The following is a 19109-nucleotide window of genomic DNA, read 5'->3' on the forward strand; positions in this document are numbered from 1 at the left end:
GTAACAGATGAGCACCATTCACTCCCCCCTTCAACGTATGGTCGAGGCACACTTTAGGATGCTGGTTAGTTAAAGTAAACGGCTCTTTGACCTGCTTTGATTGGCTAGCAGCTGCCGATTGGCGGCGTCGAACAAATAGCGAAGCTGCTTCGCTGTAACAGATGAGCACCATTCACTCCCCCCTTCAACGTATGGTCGAGGCACACTTTAGGAGGCTGGTTATTAAAGTAAACGGCTCTTTGACCTGCTTCGATTGGCTAGCAGCTGCTGCTTGGCGGCGTCGAACAAATAGCGAAGCTGCTTCGCTGTAACAGATGAGCACCATTCACTCCCCCCTTCAACGTATGGTCGAGGTACACTTTAGGATGCTGGTTAGTTAAAGTAAACGGCTCTTTGACCTGCTTCGATTGGCTAGCAGCTGCTGCTTGGCGGCGTCGAACAAATAGCGAAGCTGCTTCGCTGTATTGCGAAGCCAAGTTCGCTGTTTGAGCTGGTTTGGAGCTGACTTCTGCGATTAACGAACCGAATTACGCTGTTCGTGAACCTCAGTTCGCTAATAGCGCAACTCGGTTCGTTGCTAGTTCGAATCACGAGTTTCGAGCCTCATTAGCGAAATTTCATTCGCTAATTTGCGAGGCTGCTTCGCTAAATCAAGTGAAAGGTATACGAAGAATCGAGATTCTTTTCTTTTCCCAAAGCATGTACAAAATCTAATTACTTCCATATGAATCTATGGTAATATAGGCGCAACACAATGCAAGGTACCGCTTAGGAGGCAACACAATGAAATTCATATTGCTTTTTGGACGGCAGGCAGTAGGTAAAATGACCGTAGGTCATGCGATAGAAGCACCGATTTAACTCCCGAAGAAGTGGCGCAAATGATTAAGGACAAGTTCGACCTGTAGACAAAATCAAAATAATGGAATGAGTTGAGCATCGTGCATGAGTTGTTCATCCGAGGCAAGAGAGGGAGTTTTTTTCGCGTTACATTTGATGAGATAATCGGATTTCCAAATGAGACAAGCATTTGGGGAGGCTATGATGTTAATGGAACCGTTGAAATTAAAAGCGGAAATTATTATGTTAAGGGTGAATTATGGTTTTCTACTGGCGAGATATACGAGTTCCATCAGCAGTTGATCCGATGCTGGTCTGAATTAAACGGTTCGGCATCATTTCGTCCATCAGCGGACCGCTGCTTGGAACTCATTGTTGTATTTAATAATCGCGGACAAGTTATCCTAGAGGGTACATACACAGAATTTGCAAGTGAACAAAATGAATTAAAATTTGAGTTCGAAAGCGATCAGGGTTTTTATGAAGAAACAAACGATATGTTGCTCACTATCACCAAACATTATGGCGGACTTAAAGGCGTACGCAAGGATTAACTCATAAACGGCAATATAAAAATGGCGTGCAAATTCTTCATCAATTTGCACGCCATTTTTATTGTTACTTCACAAATATAATTACCAGTGAAAACAACAATGAAAAGCCTAAACCAAATAGAAAAGCTATCCATTCTATTTTCAAGATTTTTTTCCATGCCGCCTTATGTCCCTCAGCCTTCGCTGTCTTTATATAGGTAATTAATTGCGGAATGCGAATAAGTAAAGTTATAAAAACAAATCCGCCCAGGCCTTCTGAAGAATCGCTATGTGTAGTGTTTGGAAGCAAACGGCCAACGATTAAAAAATAAATGCTTATGTAAAATGTTGAATATACCCATTCCCAGCGGCGGTGTTGACTCATAGTCAGCAATATGCATCCTTTCCATATAAAAACGAGAGCCAGATAACTGACTCTCGTTCGTCGTATTAGAACAGCTTTGTCTTGCTCAAAATCAGCCGCCAGTACGAGCGAGCTCTTTCATGCTTTCTTCGAAAGCGGCAAGCAATGCTTTATCGCCATTGAGGCCGGACTCTTCCGCTTTGCGGATGTGCTCCAGCATTTTCTTGTAATCCTTCGGAATGACTTTGACGAATTTGCCAATCGAACCTTCCCAATCGTTCAGGACACGGGAAGCAACGGCGCTCTCTGTATATTGCTGATGCTTCTCAAGCATGCCTTTCAACTCAGCGATGTCCGCTTCGTCTTCCATGCGCTCCAGCAATACCATTTCGATATTGCAGTTGTTGTAGAAGCTTCCGGATTCGTCGTAGATATAGGCGATACCGCCGGACATACCTGCCGCAAAGTTGCGGCCTGTAGCGCCCAGAACGACAACGCGTCCGCCTGTCATATACTCACAGCCATGGTCGCCTACGCCCTCAACAACAACCTTCACGCCGCTGTTACGGACAGCGAAACGTTCGCCGGCAATACCGCGGATGTAAGCTTCGCCGCTAGTACCGCCATACAGCGCCGTGTTGCCGATAATAACGTTCTCTTCGGCTACAAATGTCGCTTTCGGCGATGGAGCAACGATCAGCTTGCCGCCGGAAAGGCCTTTGCCGACATAGTCATTCGAGTCGCCTTCGAGCGAAAGCGTAATACCGTTCGGAACGAATGCGCCAAAGCTTTGGCCGGCAGTGCCGACAAAGTGGAACTGGATCGTATCCTCAGGAAGTCCTTTCGCTCCGTAACGAGTTGTAACCTCGCTGCCAAGCACAGTACCGACTACACGGTTTGTGTTCACGATCGGGAACGTGCCGCGAACGCGCTCGCCGCTTTCCAGCGCAGACTGTGCTGCCGGAACAAGCTGCTGTACGTCGAGCGAAAGCTCCAGGCCATGATTTTGCGATTGCACATTGTGGCGTGCAGCATCCTGCGGCACATCCGGCATATGAAGCAATGGCGCAAGATCAATACCTTTTGCCTTGTAATGGTTCAGAAGCTGTTTCGTTTCCAGAACGTCAACGCGTCCAACCATTTCTTCGATCGTACGGAAGCCAAGCTCAGCCATAATTTCACGAAGCTCTGTTGCAACGAACTTCAAGTAGTTTACAACATGGCTTGGATCGCCCATAAATTTCGCACGAAGCTCAGGGTTTTGCGTAGCTACGCCGACTGGACAAGTATCCAGCTGACAGACACGCATCATAACGCAACCGAGTACAACGAGCGGTGCTGTGGAGAAGCCGTATTCTTCAGCGCCGAGCAATACGGCGATTGCAACGTCGCGTCCGTTCATCATTTTGCCGTCTGTTTCAATAACGACGCGGTCGCGCAAGTTATTGATCATAAGCGTTTGATGCGTTTCCGCAAGGCCAAGCTCCCATGGCAGACCCGCGTGGCGAATCGAGTTCATTGGCGATGCGCCTGTACCGCCGTCATAACCGCTGACCATGATCACATCGGCGCGAGCTTTCGCAACGCCGGCTGCGATCGTGCCTACGCCAACCTCGGAAACGAGCTTAACGTTGATGCGAGCGCGCGGATTGGCGTTTTTCAAGTCATGGATCAGTTCCGCCAAATCCTCGATCGAATAAATATCGTGATGCGGAGGAGGCGAGATCAAGCCTACGCCAGGCGTAGAGCCGCGAACCTCGGCAACCCACGGATAAACTTTACGTCCAGGCAGCTGGCCGCCTTCGCCTGGTTTAGCGCCTTGCGCCATTTTAATTTGAATCTCGTCGGCATTAACCAAGTAGTTGCTCGTAACGCCGAAACGTCCCGAAGCGACCTGCTTGATCGCGCTGCGGCGGGAATCGCCGTTAGCGTCCGGAATAAAGCGCGCAGGATCTTCGCCGCCTTCGCCCGTATTCGACTTGCCGCCGATGCGGTTCATTGCGATCGCAAGGCTTTCATGCGCCTCTTTACTGATCGAACCGAACGACATTGCGCCCGTTTTGAACCGTTTCAGAATCGATTCAATCGACTCTACTTCTTCAACCGGCACGGATTGCAAACCGTCCTTGAATTTCAACAGCGAGCGAAGCATCGTATGCTTCTTGTCTTCGCCTTGAACGAGAGCGGAGAACTTTTTGTACAGCTTGTAATCGTTCGAACGGGAAGCCATTTGCAGCGTATGGATCGTCTGCGGGCTGAACAAATGCTCTTCGCCGTCTTTGCGCCATTGGTACTCGCCGCCGGAATCCAGCTCTTTCTCGCCGCCTTCTTGCTCAGCGTACGCTTTGTTGTGATATTTCAACGCTTCCTCGGCAACAACATCGAGACCGATGCCGCCGATCCGGGATGGCGTCCATGTGAAGTATTGATCGATCAGCTCTTCTTTCAAGCCGACAGCTTCAAAAATTTGTGCGCCGCGGTACGATTGGATCGTCGAAATGCCCATTTTGGACAATACTTTCGTTACGCCTTTCGTCGCTGCTTTAATATAGTTTTTGACCGCTTTCTCGTGCTTGATGTTGCGGAGCAAGCCTTGGCGGATCATATCGTCAAGCGTCTCGAACGCCAGGTACGGGTTAACCGCATTGACGCCGTAGCCAAGAAGCAGCGCGTAGTGATGCACTTCGCGCGGATCGCCGGATTCAAGCAGGATCGCGACTTTCGTACGCGTGCCTTGGCGAATCAAATGGTGATGAAGTCCCGATACGGCAAGCAGTGCCGGGATCGCCGCATTTTCTTTGTCGACGCCGCGGTCGGAAAGAATCAAGATGTTGTGGCCTTTTTCGATGACGCGGTCAGCCGCTTCGCACATCAGATCCATTGCGGAACGAAGTCCTTCTTCGCCTTCCGATGCATTGAAGAAGATCGGCAGCGTAATCGACTTGAAGCCAGGACGGCGCACATGGCGCAGCTTAGCGAATTGTTCATTCGAGAGAATGAATGTATCCAGCTTGATGTGGCGCGCGCTTTCCGGTTCCGGTTTGAGCAAGTTGCGCTCCGGACCGATCGTCGTCTCAACAGCCGTAATAATTTCCTCGCGAATCGCGTCGATCGGCGGGTTCGTTACTTGCGCAAACAATTGTTTAAAGTAGTTGTACAGACGCTGCGGACGCTCCGACAAAATCGCAAGCGGCGCATCGTAGCCCATCGACGAGATCGGCTCTTGACCGCTGCTCGCCATCGGCTCCAGCACTTTGCGCAAATCTTCGAACGTATAGCCGAATGCTTGCTGGCGCTGCTGCACGGTAGCATGATCCGGTTCCGGCAGCTCAGGCGCATCCGGCAAATCATCCAGACCGACAAGATGCTCGTTCAGCCACTCGCGGTAAGGATGCTCAGCCGCAACTTGCGCTTTGACTTCCTCATCCGGAATAATGCGGCCTTCTTCGGTATCGACAACGAGCATTTTGCCCGGTTTCAACCGGTCTTTATAAAGGATCTCTTCCGGCGGAAGCTCAACCGTGCCTGCTTCGGAACCGAGAATGATATGATCGTCTTTTGTCACATAGTAACGCGCAGGACGAAGACCGTTGCGGTCGAGGTACGCGCAAATTTTCGTTCCGTCCGTAATTGCCATCGCGGCCGGTCCGTCCCACGGCTCCATCAGCGTGCTGTGGTATTCGTAGAACGCTTTTTTCTCGTCATCCATGCTCTCGTCGTTTTGCCATGGCTCCGGCACCATCATCATCGCTACGTGCGGCAGCGAACGACCCGACAGGAACAAGAATTCAAGCGTGTTGTCCGTCATCGCCGTATCGGAACCGTCAGGGTTGATAACCGGCTTCACTTTTTCAATGTCTTCGCCGAACAATTCGGTTTCGAACAGTGTTTGACGGGCATGCATCCAGTTCACGTTGCCGCGCAGCGTATTGATTTCGCCGTTGTGGATCAAATAATGGAACGGATGCGCGCGCTCCCAGCTTGGGAACGTATTCGTACTGAAACGGGAGTGAACGAGTGCCATTGCAGAAACAACCGTCTCGTCATTGAGCTCAACATAGAACGATTTAACTTGCTCTGTCGTGAGCATCCCTTTATATACAATCTTTTTGCTCGACAAGCTTGGGAAGTAGAACATTTCTCCGCCTTCTTTGCCGGAGTAGCGAATCGCTATCTCCGCGCGTTTGCGGATCACGTAAAGCTTGCGCTCAAAAGAAAGAACATCTTTAAGCTCTGCATTTTTACCGATAAATACTTGGCGAACAAAAGGCTTAACGGAAAGCGCCGATTGACCGAGCTTGCTATCGTTCGTTTGAACGTCGCGCCAGCCGATTACGGATTGGCCTTCTTCTTTAATGATGCCTTCAAGCTCGCGTTCGAACGCCGCGCGAATTTGCGCGTTATGGGGCATAAACATCATGCCGACCGCATATTCTCCTTCTTGCGGAAGCTCGATTTCTTGTTTCTTCAATTCACGCGCAAAAAAGTCATGCGGAATTTGAAGCAAAATGCCCGCTCCGTCTCCCGTGTTTGGCTCGCTGCCTTGACCGCCGCGATGCTCCATATTCTCCAGAAGCGTCAGCGCTTGGCGAATGACGGTATGCGATTTTCTACCCTTGATGTTTGCAACAAAACCCATGCCGCATGCGTCTTTCTCAAATCGCGGATCATAAAGTCCTTGCTTCGGCGGTAATCCAAAAATTTTCTCTTTCATCCTGTGCTACCTCTCTTACAGAAGATTTTTGGGCAAGCATTGTAAAACCAAGCCATTTCAACAAGCGAACGGTGCGCTTATAAAGGACCACAGATCCTCATGTAATGGACTTCTTACAGTCATTGCATGTAACGCCGCAAGCGAGGCGCATCGGCCAGCCGCAGGCGTTACCAGTTGTCCTTGGCGATATCGCACAAATTTCACAATTCTGCCGCGAATCCAAACTTTCTGACTGGATACAAAGGAAATTGTTCGTATCGCGTTGAATTGATGTATTTATGCGGTTGTCGACGAAGGTTGACCTTTTCCCGAGCGGTATCATGCCATTTCGGCTTACGATTTATATTAACATCATGCCAAAACGGAAGCAATTTAATATTTTTTATGATCCCGATAAAGATTCGTTTCGCGTGGTATTGTTCGGTTATTGACCTTCTTCTTCAACTATTTTAACAAAAGGAAGTGTACGCAGTGTATAGAAATTACAGGAAAAACAAGACTCGGATCGCTGTTCTTCTGCTTACGGCAACAATTACCGTTACCTCGCTTTGGACAAGCGGCTCCGGATCCCGTCCTGCTCATGCAGCCGGCGAACAACAAACTGCAAAAACGGAAGAAAACTACCAAATTGTTGCTCTTGGCGATTCGCTGACCGCTGGTTACGAACTCGGATTTTCCGAACAATCCGTCCCATACGGTTATGTAGAACACGTTTTTGAACAAGCGCTTTTCCATGGAGAGCGCGCATCCTACGTCAACTACGGAATTATCGGCTTAAAGAGCGCCGGGTTGCACAAGCTCGTACAGGCTGCGGCCGACGGAAATACCGTACATGCAAGCGACGTGCAGGAGCAGCTGCCCGATCCGCGCGCCGAACGAATTGTCGCCCAAACGAAAGAGATCAAAGCCTCGATTGCAGATGCCGACCTCATTGTAATGACAATGGGCGGCAATGACCTGTTGTCGATGATGAACGTGCTGGCTAAAGATACTCCGCTCACAGAAGCTACCGAAATACTTAACGAATTGCTTGATAGTTACGAGCAAGAGCTGAAAGCTGCCCTGCAGACAATCGTCAAGCTTAACCCGAAGGCTCGCATTGCGATTGCCGATCAATATTTGCCCGTCCCGGCGCCAATCAAGGTAGGCTCGGCCACCATTGAATGGTACCCTGAGGACGACAGACAGTTTCTGCTAGGCGGAAGCGACCAGCTTCGCAATCGTTTAAACGGCATCGTTGCCGAGCTGAACAAAAACGGCGGCGACGCGCTTGCCGTTAACATCAGCACCGCTTTTCTCGGCAATGAAACTACGTATACAACGATTGCAAAAGGCGATATCCATCCCAACTATCTTGGATATGCCGCTATGGGCCGCGCATACGCGGAAGCGATCTGGGGCGATTACCGCACTGTTCGCCAGCGCGCAGCCGGAATACCAATCTCGGTCGTCGTAGAAGGCAATGAATTGCCTGCCTCGGCAGCGCCTCCTGTGCTTCGCAGCAACCGCACGTTCGTCGCTATGCGCGACATTACCGATGCGGTCGGCGCAAAGATCAGCTGGAGCACCGCTAAACAGACAGCAACGGTCGTCTACGGCGGACACCAAGTCGAAATTACAATTGGCTCCGAGTATTACGTTATTGACGGCCAGAAGAAGAAACTAAGCAGTCCTCCGGCATTTTTGCTCGGGAAGAAGACCAAAACCTATTTACCGCTTGCCGCTTTATCCGAAGCGTTGGGACTTCAGGTTACTTATCGCCAGCCACTGCAAACTGTCTTTATCAATAAGTAGTTCCCATTTACCATCGCCATTCGAATGTTTTAACCACCATTATGCAAAAATCGACAGCAAGAGTCCATGCACGATTTGGCGGTATATTTGCACCAATTTCATATTAAACAGAAAAAACGTCTGGAGTTAACATACACTCCAGACGTTTTTTATACTCATGCGGACGCTAATTGTCCCTCTTGCGCTTGCTTGCGATGCGCAATAACAAAGTAAGCGAGCGTCAATACGCTAAAGACGGCAAAGAATACGAGCAATATGCCGGCGTTTGACCAAAGAGCTGACGTGTCCCCGCTGGAAATCACGTCTTTAAAGCCAGAAACCGAGTAGCTCATCGGCAGCCAAGCGTTAAACGACTGCATCCAGTTCGGGATCAGCTCAAGCGGGAACGTGCCCGCCGATGTTGTCAACTGGAAGATCAGCACAACAATAGCGATAAATCGTCCCGGCTGATCAAACACCGTTACTAGAAATTGAATCAAGCTCATAAAAGTGATGCTTGTAATGAAGCTAAACAAGAAAAACTGTCCGACATTGGTCACTTCCATATTCAGACCGAGCAGCAGCACTGCATCAACGATAACGGTCTGAATAAGTCCTACCGCGATAAGAACGAGCAGCTTGCTTATAAACCAGCTCCAGCCGTTCGCGGGCTGCACGGCAGGTTCCCGTACGGAAAATACGATAGTGAGCAGGAGCGCGCCTACAAACAAGCCTAGCGAGACAAAATACGGCGCAAAGCCTGTGCCGTAGTTCGGCACGGAGTTGGCAACGACCGTTTCGACATCAATCGGGCTTGCGAACATATCGAAGAGCTCATCTCCCGCATTCAACGATGATGTCGCATCCGCAGCTTCGCTCAGCTTGCTGGACAGCTCGCCCGTACCGTCTGTCAGCTGCGCCAAACCGCTGCTCAACTGATCGGCTCCTGTTGCCAATTGGCTGGAACCATCCGCTACTGTTGCCGCGCCGGCAGACAGCTTGTTTAATCCTCCATGCAGATCAGTCGCTCCCTTCTCAAGCGAACCGGCGCCGACAACCAGCTTCTGACCGCCATCAGACGCTTCATTTAGTTTCGTTCCAAATGTAGTCAGTCCTGTGCTGAGCGAGTCCAAGCCGTTGTTTAAAGTTGCTGCACCAGCTTTTAGCTTTTGCTGGCCGTCAGCCGAAGCTTTGGCGCCAGCCGCAACTTGCTTGCTCGCTGCAATCAGCTTCTTAAAGTTTTCATCATCAGCCAAACCTGGCACCGCCGCCGCATATTGCTCAAGCGAATCCGACAGCTGCTCCGCGCCAGTCGCAACTTGCGAAGAGCCCGCAGCCGCTTGCTTCAAGCCTTCCTCCAGCTGTTTTGCGCCTTGGCCTGCTTGATCGGCGCCGTCTTGAAGCTGCCCTTCAGCAACGGTCAGCTGCTTTAAGCCGGCAGCCAGCGAGCCCATTCCGTCGTTCAGCTCCCCCGCTCCCTTCTCAAGCTTGGCGCTTCCCGCTGTCAATTGGCTTACGCCGTCCTTCATCGTCGCCGAGCCTTCGCTCAGCTTAGCCAGATTGCTTGCGATCGTTGCAGCGCCGTCATTGGCGGTTACGGTTCCGTCATTGATTTTCGAAGCTCCGTCGCTTGCATCCCCTAGACCGTCGGCCAGTTCGGTCACCTGATCAAAAATCGTTCTTGCGTATTCCTTCGTTACTTCCTTATTTAATTGTGCCTTCATCGTCTCCACGGCCGTATTCCCGATTTGCGCGGACAAAAAGTTCAAGCTTTCATTCGGCAAATAACGGATAACAGCTGGCGAGGGATGATCAGACGTGAGCGTTGTCGCCTGCTGAGAGAAATTTTCCGGAATTTCAATCGCCATGTAGTAACGATTCTCTTCTAGACCTTGCTCCGCCGTTTCCTTATCGACGAAATCCCATTTGAATTTCGGATTATCCTTCAGCTTCTGAATGAACTCTTCACCGATTGCCAACTGCTTGCCTTCCATTTCTGCACCGGCGTCGGAATTGACGACTGCTACGGGCAGCTCATCCATTTTGCCGTACGGGTCCCAGAACGCTCCCAGGAACAATCCGCTGTAAAGCACCGGCACCATTAAAATAGCGATAACCGGTATGAGCACCTTTCGGTTTTTTACGATAGCAGCAAGCTCGCTGCCGAATTGGCGTAATCCTTTCATCTATGAAGCACTCCCTTTTAACTTTATGACCATTATAGTCATTTGGTCAATTCATTCGAAAAATAAAACCGTCATCCGCTGTTGCAAGCGTAAACGGTCTCTTTCCTATGCAACACCCCATACGATCGGCTCCTCAATCATGCTCGCTCAATCCGAATCGGAACAAATTCGTCATATGCTCGCTGATCGTATCCTTGCTTAGCGGCTCGCGCGTTCTGCTCCATTCCACAGCCATCGCGATATACGTCCGGAACAGCAGATAAGCCGTCAGCTCAGGATTGTCGCTCCGCAGCTCGCCTTGCTCAATCCCGCTTCTCACTTCATGCTCGATAAAGCTGACTACCGCTCTCTCAATTTGGGCCAAGCCGTCCTGCACCGTCGGAGTGCGTACGTCCCATAGCTCCTGATTCAGCTTCACGAACAGCTCATGCTGCTCCCGGAACTGCAACACGCCGTGAAGGACGCTGTTCAAATTTTCGAAAAACGGCTTTTCCCGATCAATGCAAGAATTCGCTACCGCTTTTAGCTCGGCTACCATCTGCCGGACGATCTCATCAAACAAATCTTCCTTCGTGGCAAAAAAGGTGTAAATCGTACCTTTGCCAACGCCGGCCTGCTTAGCGACCAGCTCCATCGTCGTCGCCTTGTAACCAAACGTAGCGAAAGATTTCGAAGCCGCCTCGATAATTTGCCTGCGTCTGTCGATTGGTTTGCGTTCTGCCATTCCGCCCCTCCTGTGACCAAAAAACCAATTTGGTCATTTGTTCATATCGCCACTATATCACTTCTTATAATCGGTTTCAAGCTCTTTCAAAATTTCGATGCTTTTTTCAATCCAGCGGCGAAGCCGGTAAAGTTCTTCCAGTCCTTGAGCCGTTGCTGAAAGCAGCGTTTCCTTATAAGGAGGTATTTCGGCGCGACGATACGGAGACAAAGCGCGCAGCAGCACCGTCGTTTTCTCTGTAAAGCTTAACGCCCTCCGTTCATGGAACATCGCCACATCCGGATTGTACGGCTGATGCAAATCGCCCTGCTCGGGATGCTTGAGCACCGCTACGATTTTCACAAGCGCACGCGGCCCGTTAATCTCCATAATTTCCGCTATGTATCGACCCGAGCGCACTTCCGCCTCAACGATCATCCCTGCTTCAAATCGATCTTGTTCTTGATTCATCGCCCAATTCACCTGTTCCTTCCAAATGTGTTAGAATATAAAAGCCACGTCAAACGCTATCGGACATTTCGAGGATGTTCGACCGCTTTTAAGCGTAATTTATTATCGCCAATCTGTATAATCTCCTTTACATTTTATCGCTGTCAAGCGCTTAAGCATTTTGTAGTTATAAGTGAACTGATAAGGCTTTATTATTTAAAATAAACTGCCGCCGCGAGGCAAGCTAGTCTTAAAATGCTGTTTTTACTAATAAAATAAATACAAGCGCATGCAGAGTCTTATCTAATAACTTGTGTAAAGCTCACTTGCATCGTAATATGGAATTAGAAAAGTAGGTGACATTATGCGTAAGAAAAGAGTGCTCCTGCTCTCCGAAGGATTTGGATCAGGACACACGCAAGCCGCTTATGCGTTAGCGGTAGGCCTGCGCCAGTTGGACCACAATATACAGACGAAGGTCATAGAGCTGGGCAGTTTTCTTAATCCGATATTAGGCCCGCTGATCATCTCCGCTTATCGCAAGACGGTTAGCAAACAGCCCAAAGTAGTTGGAATGATGTATCGCAGCAATTATAAAAAATCGCTTAACCGCTTCGCACAGCTTGCGCTTCACCGCATGTTTTATACCCACACTGCGCAGGTCATTACGCAATTAAAACCCGATTTAATCGTATGTACCCACCCGGTTCCAAATGCCGTCGTCAGCCGGATCAAGCGGCTCGGCCTTGATATGAAAATATGTACCGTCATTACCGACTACGATGCGCACGGTTCCTGGGTTAATCAAGAAGTGAATAAATACCTCGTATCTACGTCCGTCGTAAAGAAGAAGTTGACCGATCGCGGCGTTGCGGCAAGCCGGGTTGAAGTAACAGGCATCCCTGTTCATCCGAATTTCTGGACAACCTACGACAAGGAAGAAATCCGCGAGCAGTTTCAATTGAAGCCGCTGCCGACCGTTCTTATTATGGGGGGCGGCTGGGGACTTATTGAAGATCATCTGCTTGAGTACATGACCAAGTGGCGCGAGACAGTTCAACTGCTGTTCTGCGTAGGCAACAACGAGAAAGCGCGGGACAAAATGCTTGCCCATCCCATGTTCCAGCACGAGAACATTCGAGTGCTTGGCTTCACGAAAGAAATCAGCAAGCTGATGGATGTTGCCGACGTTCTCGTCACCAAGCCAGGCGGGATGACATGCACGGAAGGAATGAGCAAAGGCATCCCGATGCTGTTCTACGAACCGATTCCAGGCCAAGAGGAAGAAAACTGCGAATATTTCATCCAGAACGGATTTGGCGAAATGCTCGATTCGACCAAGGTCGTCGAGAAATGGTTCACTCTTATCCAACAGCCGTTCGAATCGGGAAAATATCGCAACGAATTGCTTACAAAGCGTTATCAGCAATATGATCCGACCGATTGCCCAAACGCCGTACTGCGACTTATGCAGTAACGGCGTTTTTTCTATAATATAAACCCATGCGCGGACAGCCTTGGCCGATTAACCTTGGCGAATAGAGTTCACCTTTATAGGTTATATATAGTTAGAACGATATTCGCAGTGTTCTTTGCTTTGAAACTTGCGCAAGGGAGCGATTCGCAAATGTTGGAACGAAGCATGGATGGCAAAACGCTCATTCTTCGGCTGGAGATCGACACGAATCAGGCTCAATTCGGCAAAGCGGCCACGGCAATCGAGCTGACCGGAGGCGACATTATTGCCATTGACGTCATCCATACCGATAAAAACTACAGCGTTCGGGACTTGACGGTCAAAATAAAGGCCGGCGGCTCGGCGGATCAGCTTACTGTCGCGCTGCAAGCGGTGCCGGGAGTCAAGCTGATTCACACCTCCGACCGTACCTTCTTGCTCCATCTCGGGGGCAAAATTACGATTCAACCGAAAACGCCGATTCAAAACCGCGACGATCTGTCGCGTGTCTATACGCCGGAAGTTGCCCGCGTATGCGAAGCCATCCACTCCGATCCGTCCAAAGCCTACACGCTGACGATCAAGCGCAATACGGTAGCGGTCATATCTGACGGCAGCGCGGTGCTCGGGCTCGGCAACATCGGCCCTTATGCGGCTATGCCGGTAATGGAAGGAAAAGCGATGCTGTTCAAGCAATTCGCCGACGTGGATGCCTTCCCGATCTGCCTTGACACGCAGGACACCGAACAAATCATTACGGCGGTCAAACAGCTCGCCCCCGGCTTCGGCGGCATCAATCTCGAAGACATTTCCGCACCGCGTTGTTTCGAAATCGAAAGCCGTTTGCGCAACGAGCTCGACATACCGGTATTCCATGACGATCAGCATGGCACGGCCGTCGTGTTGTACGCAGGCTTGCTCAACGCATTAAAATTGACAGCCCGCAACATTGAGGACGCTCGCATCGTCATATGTGGCATAGGGGCTGCGGGAACCGCCTGCACCAAAATGCTGCTGGCCGGCGGCGCCAAGCATATCGTCGGCGTCGACCGCGACGGTATCTTGACGGCGGATCGCACATACAGCAACCCGGTGTGGCAATGGTATGCGGAGCATACGAATGCGGAGCGCAAAAGCGGCGGTCTGGCCGAGGCGCTTAAGGATGCCGACGTCTTTATCGGCGTATCGGCAGGCGGCATTTTGACGAGGGCGCATATCGAAACAATGGCGGCTGATCCGATTGTGTTTGCTATGGCTAATCCGGAGCCGGAAATTCGCCCCGAGCTTGCCGAAGATATTGTGGCGGTGTTCGCGACCGGAAGATCGGATTACCCGAATCAGATCAACAACGTGCTTTGCTTCCCCGGCATTTTTCGCGGCGCGCTGGACAGCAGGGCGACAACGATCAATGAAGAAATGAAGCTTGCCGCAGCCGAAGCAATCGCCTCGGTCATCGGCGAGGATGAGTTAAACCGCTTATATATTATTCCAAGCGTATTCAACAGCCGCGTTGTCGAAGAGGTTCGGCGCCGCGTCGTGCAAGCGGCTCGCGAGAGCGGCGTCGCGCGGCGCAAGCCCAGAGAATAGCGGAATTTATGCGCAAACAGCGGCCTCTCCGCATCCGAAGCGGATTCGAGGCCCTTTGCGCTTATTTGCCAGCTTAATACATATTGTGCCATAGAGGACGTTTATACTATAATGACTAAGTTGCTAGAGAAAAGCGGCTTTGCAGCATTAATCTGCTCTATATTTTTACAAATCGCAAAAAGAAGGTGTTAACGGCTAATGGCTACTGCCGCATTGCAAAAAAAGGAAAATATTCCTGAACTTCAGCTTGTCCGGGCAATGGCGATCATCGGTGTGCTTTCGGTCCATTCGACATCTTATGCCACGCTCGATATGGTCAATTCCAACTATTTTTTCCTGTATAACTTCTTTAATATTTTTATGAAGTTCGGCACGACAACGTTTATATTTCTCAGCAGCTTTGTTCTTTTCTACAACTATTATTCGCGCCCGCTTACGAAGGAGCTAGTAGGCGGTTTTTACAAAAAAAGATTGCTCTATATTATCGTTCCTTATGTCGTTTTTTCTATTTTCTACTTTGCTATCTTGCATGTGACGCATTACCAGGGACGCTCGCTGCCCGACACGCTGGCAAGCTTCTGGGACAAGCTATTGCACGGGAAAGCGTACACTCATCTTTACTTTGTTTATATCAGCATTCAATTCTATCTCATGTTCCCGCTGTTTCTGGCGCTGCTTAAGAAGTTTCCTAGCCTGGTTAAATGGACGATTCCTGCAGGCATCGCGATTCAATGGGCGTTTATTCTCATTAATAAGTACGGATTGGCTGAGCCGGTTCAAAACCGCGGCAGCTGGTCGCTATCTTATTTCTCGTACTATTTGCTTGGCGCCGCTCTAGGAATCTATTATCCGAAAATAAAAGAGTGGGTCATCATCGCCAAAGAAAATATTACAAAAGGACGGGCCGCCTCCTGGATTATTCTCTGGGCATGCTGGCTGGCTGCAGGTCTTGCCCACGTCAATTTGTATTATATGCAGCGCCAGAAGATCTATGTCGCCAACTCGACGATGTTTGACTTAATCTGGAACGTTCACGCGCTGTTAACGGCATTGGTGCTGCTGCAGCTCGCTCATTTGCTGTATCGCAAGCTCCCTTCTCTGCCCAATAAACTATTAGCTAGAATTGGAGCCTTATCATTCGGCATTTATTTGATTCATCCGTTCTTCCTTCTGTTCTATCGCGAATATCCGCCGCAAACCGGCACCGCATGGCTGCTCCACCTTTGGTATTTGGGAGGATTCCTGCTCGCGTTAGTCGCATCGTGGATTGTCGTTGCTTTAGTAGCACGCTTTATACCATTCTCTTGGGTCATTTTCGGCAATCTTCCAAAGCCGAAGAAAAAGCCGTCAACGCCGGTCGTGCCGGAAAGACAATTGGACGTTTAACCATTACACGATAGCGAGGGATCCCTTGTGAAATTGAAAGCTCTGGCCGCACTTCTCATTCTTGCGATCGCAGTCGTTTGGCCGGTATCGACCGCCGGCCATTTGACCGCTTCGTCCTATTACTACAAGAATAAAGTAATCGTCTTGATGTATCATCATATCGATTCGAAGGAAAGCGGCGCAACGATCTCGCCCGGTCGCTTCGGAACGCATATGAAGCTGTTGAAGGAACGCGGCTACAACGTAATCAGCGTCGAGCAATTCGCCGATTTCATGCTGAACAAAGGCACTGTTCCTGAGAATGCGGTCGTTATAACGTTCGATGACGGCTACGAGAGCTTCAATCAATATGCTGTCCCGATTATGAAAAAATATAATTTTGTCGGCACCCACTTCATCATCGGCGCCAGCAGCGACAAAAACAATGTTGCGACAAAGCACCTGACGTGGGAAACGATGCGAAAGCTGAAGCAAGAAGGTCATAGCTTTTATAGCCATACATATGACCTCCATAATTACGGTCCACTGAACAAAAGCGGCAGCAAAACTGGCCCTCTGCTTAGCAATCGCATTTATTTAAAGGATAAAAACCGGCTGGAAACGCAAGAAGAGTACGAGAAACGGGTAACTGACGATGCTATAAAAATGGAAGCCCGCTTGAAGGATGAGCTTGACAACGAGTATCAAATGATCGCCTTCCCGTTCGGCGCTTTCAATTCCACCGCCAAGCAGATCGAAAAGGATCAAGGCGTTTCGCTCTTCTTCACTACTCGCCCTGGCATTAATAAGGCTGGTTCCGACGAAGTATTCCGCCTCAATGCAGGCGCTCCGAAAGTGACGGCCAACAAGTTTGTTGAAATGCTGGAGAAATACCATTGATAGCATAAAGGGAAGCCTTCCGCCGAAGGCTTCCCTTTTGTTTGGCATTACAATGCGCTGCCGCCATACAGGAAACGATGCTCCCAATGCGTTCCCGCAATGCTTGTAATCTTCACCCCGCCGCTTTCTTTCGAGTAGGTATGCAATATTTTTCCGTCGCCCAAATAAATTCCGTCATGCGTAATCGTCGCTGTCGACTTATTGACGCCGGAATACGAGCTTGCGCTTGTCCCTTTGTAAGACATGAAAAACATCAGATCGCCGCGCTTCAATTGCCGCCAATCCGTCACCGCATTGCCTTTGTTCTTCACATATGTTCCTTGACCCCGCGAATCTGCCGGCAACGTTAAGCCGACCCCGTCGATAAACGATTGCCGAACGAAGTCCGAGCAATCGAATGTCGTCGTTGTGCTGCGGCTTGATCCATATTCATAAGGGGTTCCCAAATATTTCATGCCGGCCGCAATGACACTCTCTACCGAGCTGCTTGAAGGCTGCGTTGCAGCTCCGCTGCCGGAGGAACTTCCGGTCCCTGACGATGACGAGGAAGATGAGGATGAGGAGCCGCTAACTTTTACATATTCCGATTTCGAGCTAATATAGCCGACCGTTCCATTTGAATCCTTTACTTGATACCAATAGCTGTTCGGTTGGGATAGTATCGTAACCTGTTCGCCTTTTTTCAAATAACGTATTCGCGAAGCCGAGGTTGATGCAGCAGTACGGAAGGAAACCGACGATTGGATTGTACCGATAGTTGCTGTGCTTGCCGCTTCTGCCGTTTGAGCGTTCCAAAAAACAGGTGCAGGCACCGATGCCGCGCTAAACAGTATTGCAGTCGACAGCGCGGTCATCACAAGCTTGGTGCGAATCCTCTTGTTCATAGTTGACGCCTCCTATGTTTTTTAAAATAAAAGCTGCGGTCCATTCGAACCGCTGTCCTCATTGTAAAATCGCAGGAATCGACAGGCATCGACCGATACTCCTAATTGAACTGTTCATGAATATAGGCACATCGAATTAGCAGTCATTTCGCGGCAACGCAAAAAAGCGTTCCCTCGAGAGGAACGCTTTTTGCCGCAACCCTTGTCTCTGCTTTATTTTCACCCGTGTTTTGCCCATGCCGCACGCGCCTTCCCGCCGCGATTGGTTATATGCGCCTTTTGCACCAATTTATTGGCCAACAGGAAATCTTGCCAACATTTACATATGGATTATGTCATCCTTATTTAGAAATTTCATCTAGTTTTTCTAGACCGTGAGGCTCAACATGAACGTGCACGCTCATAATATTATGTTTGTGCTCCAGCTGTTTTTCGATATCATCACTGATCTGATGGCTTTCAATGAGCGTCAGCTCCGGGTCGACTCCGACAATAACATCGATCAGCACGTTGCTTCCATGAACGCGGGCTTTCATGTCTTTTATCGATTTTACTCCATTCGTCCGTTCCACGGTTGCCCGCAGCGTCGACAGCTCATTGGCGTCAAAGCCGTCCGTCAGCGCATGGGTGGAGCTGTAAAAAATGCTCCATGCCGTCTTGCATATAATGAGGCCAACGACAACCGCCGCAACCGGATCGAGCCACGGCATGCCGAACTGCGCGCCGATTATGCCGACTGCGGCGCCGATGCTGACGAGCGCGTCTGATAAATTGTCCTTAGCTGCCGCCATCAGCGCCTGGTTATTAATCCGGTTAGCGAGCCGGCGGTTATACATGTAGACGACTGCCATACAAGCAGCCGCAAACAAAGCCACCCATGCCGACGATAGCGATGGAGCATGTCTCTCGCTGGAGAACAGGCTGCCTCCTGCTGTAATCAATACTTGAATGCCTACCGTCGCCATAATAAAAGAAGCGATCAGGGCAGCGATCGTCTCCGCCCGAAAATGGCCATACGCGTGATCCTTATCCGGCGGCTTTTGCGAAATGCGCAAGCCGATCAATACGGCGGCCGAAGCAACGATGTCCGTCAAATTGTTGAAACCGTCAGCGACGAGCGCTCCTGAGGCAAACCAATACCCCGCGACAAGCTTTATGGCCGAAAGCGCCAAATAGGCGCCGATACTGACCCAGGCCCCTTTTTCGCCCTGCCTGATTTCTTCGTACTGATTCAGCGCGCGTCCCTCTCTCTCGTTTCATTTCCTATTAACGAAATTTATACTTTATTATATTTGACCAAATCCAAGTGAGTCTAGAGAAACAGTGTTTACCTCAGGCGCACTTTTATGCATAC

Annotated in this window: 13 protein-coding genes; 6 read left to right on the forward strand and 7 right to left on the reverse strand. The window is 49.9% G+C overall.

Annotation, left to right across the window (positions count from 1 at the left end; all coding sequences use genetic code 11):
- Positions 1-941 precede the first annotated feature (941 nt).
- On the forward strand, positions 942-1394 hold the full coding sequence (locus GOM71_RS17600; protein ID WP_156283408.1) for a WapI family immunity protein: 453 nt from the start codon (positions 942-944) through the stop codon (positions 1392-1394).
- 64 nt (positions 1395-1458) lie between these two features.
- Here the strand turns inward: GOM71_RS17600 and GOM71_RS17605 are convergent, their stop codons facing one another.
- Positions 1459-1758, reverse strand: a complete 300-nt coding sequence (locus tag GOM71_RS17605; protein ID WP_156283410.1) for a hypothetical protein — start codon at positions 1756-1758, stop codon at positions 1459-1461.
- 91 nt (positions 1759-1849) lie between these two features.
- Positions 1850-6451, reverse strand: coding sequence for a glutamate synthase large subunit (gene gltB, locus GOM71_RS17610; protein WP_156283412.1), 4602 nt, complete (start codon positions 6449-6451; stop codon positions 1850-1852).
- A 471-nt stretch (positions 6452-6922) separates the two neighbouring features.
- Here gltB and GOM71_RS17615 point away from each other — a divergent pair, with 471 nt between their 5' ends.
- On the forward strand, positions 6923-8245 hold the full coding sequence (locus tag GOM71_RS17615; protein ID WP_156283414.1) for a stalk domain-containing protein: 1323 nt from the start codon (positions 6923-6925) through the stop codon (positions 8243-8245).
- A 155-nt stretch (positions 8246-8400) separates the two neighbouring features.
- Here the strand turns inward: GOM71_RS17615 and GOM71_RS17620 are convergent, their stop codons facing one another.
- The 3 genes from GOM71_RS17620 to kapB form a co-directional block, all read right to left on the reverse strand.
- The gene (locus GOM71_RS17620) at positions 8401-10410 is read right to left on the reverse strand and encodes a YhgE/Pip domain-containing protein (RefSeq protein WP_156283416.1); all 2010 of its coding nucleotides are present in this window, start codon (positions 10408-10410) and stop codon (positions 8401-8403) included.
- Positions 10411-10543: 133 nt separating this feature from the next.
- Positions 10544-11134 carry a TetR/AcrR family transcriptional regulator gene (locus GOM71_RS17625; protein ID WP_156283418.1) on the reverse strand — a complete coding sequence of 197 codons (591 nt, stop codon included), beginning with the start codon at positions 11132-11134 and terminating at the stop codon, positions 10544-10546.
- 57 nt (positions 11135-11191) lie between these two features.
- Positions 11192-11584: a sporulation phosphorelay system protein KapB gene (gene kapB, locus GOM71_RS17630; protein ID WP_156283420.1), complete on the reverse strand. Its 393-nt coding sequence runs from the start codon at positions 11582-11584 to the stop codon at positions 11192-11194.
- A gap of 343 nt (positions 11585-11927) precedes the next feature.
- On the opposite strand from kapB, the gene GOM71_RS17635 reads away from it, so the two are divergent.
- The 4 genes from GOM71_RS17635 (at position 11928) to GOM71_RS17650 (ending at position 16871) form a co-directional block, all read left to right on the forward strand.
- Positions 11928-13040, forward strand: coding sequence for an MGDG synthase family glycosyltransferase (locus tag GOM71_RS17635; protein ID WP_156283421.1), 1113 nt, complete (start codon positions 11928-11930; stop codon positions 13038-13040).
- A gap of 150 nt (positions 13041-13190) precedes the next feature.
- Positions 13191-14606, forward strand: a complete 1416-nt coding sequence (locus GOM71_RS17640) for an NAD-dependent malic enzyme (protein WP_156283423.1) — start codon at positions 13191-13193, stop codon at positions 14604-14606.
- Positions 14607-14804: 198 nt separating this feature from the next.
- On the forward strand, positions 14805-15992 hold the full coding sequence (locus GOM71_RS17645) for an acyltransferase (protein ID WP_156283425.1): 1188 nt from the start codon (positions 14805-14807) through the stop codon (positions 15990-15992).
- 27 nt (positions 15993-16019) lie between these two features.
- A complete protein-coding gene (locus tag GOM71_RS17650) occupies positions 16020-16871 on the forward strand; it encodes a polysaccharide deacetylase family protein (protein WP_367649679.1) in 852 nt (283 codons plus the stop codon).
- Positions 16872-16918: 47 nt separating this feature from the next.
- On the opposite strand, the gene GOM71_RS17655 is transcribed toward GOM71_RS17650, so the two are convergent.
- Both GOM71_RS17655 and GOM71_RS17660 read right to left on the reverse strand, forming a co-directional pair.
- A complete protein-coding gene (locus GOM71_RS17655) occupies positions 16919-17755 on the reverse strand; it encodes a C40 family peptidase (protein ID WP_156283427.1) in 837 nt (278 codons plus the stop codon).
- Positions 17756-18096: 341 nt separating this feature from the next.
- Positions 18097-18990 carry a cation diffusion facilitator family transporter gene (locus tag GOM71_RS17660; RefSeq protein ID WP_156283429.1) on the reverse strand — a complete coding sequence of 298 codons (894 nt, stop codon included), beginning with the start codon at positions 18988-18990 and terminating at the stop codon, positions 18097-18099.
- Positions 18991-19109 lie beyond the last annotated feature (119 nt).

It is taken from the genome of Paenibacillus sp. NEAU-GSW1 (assembly GCF_009737085.1).
Classification (GTDB): domain Bacteria; phylum Bacillota; class Bacilli; order Paenibacillales; family Paenibacillaceae; genus Pristimantibacillus.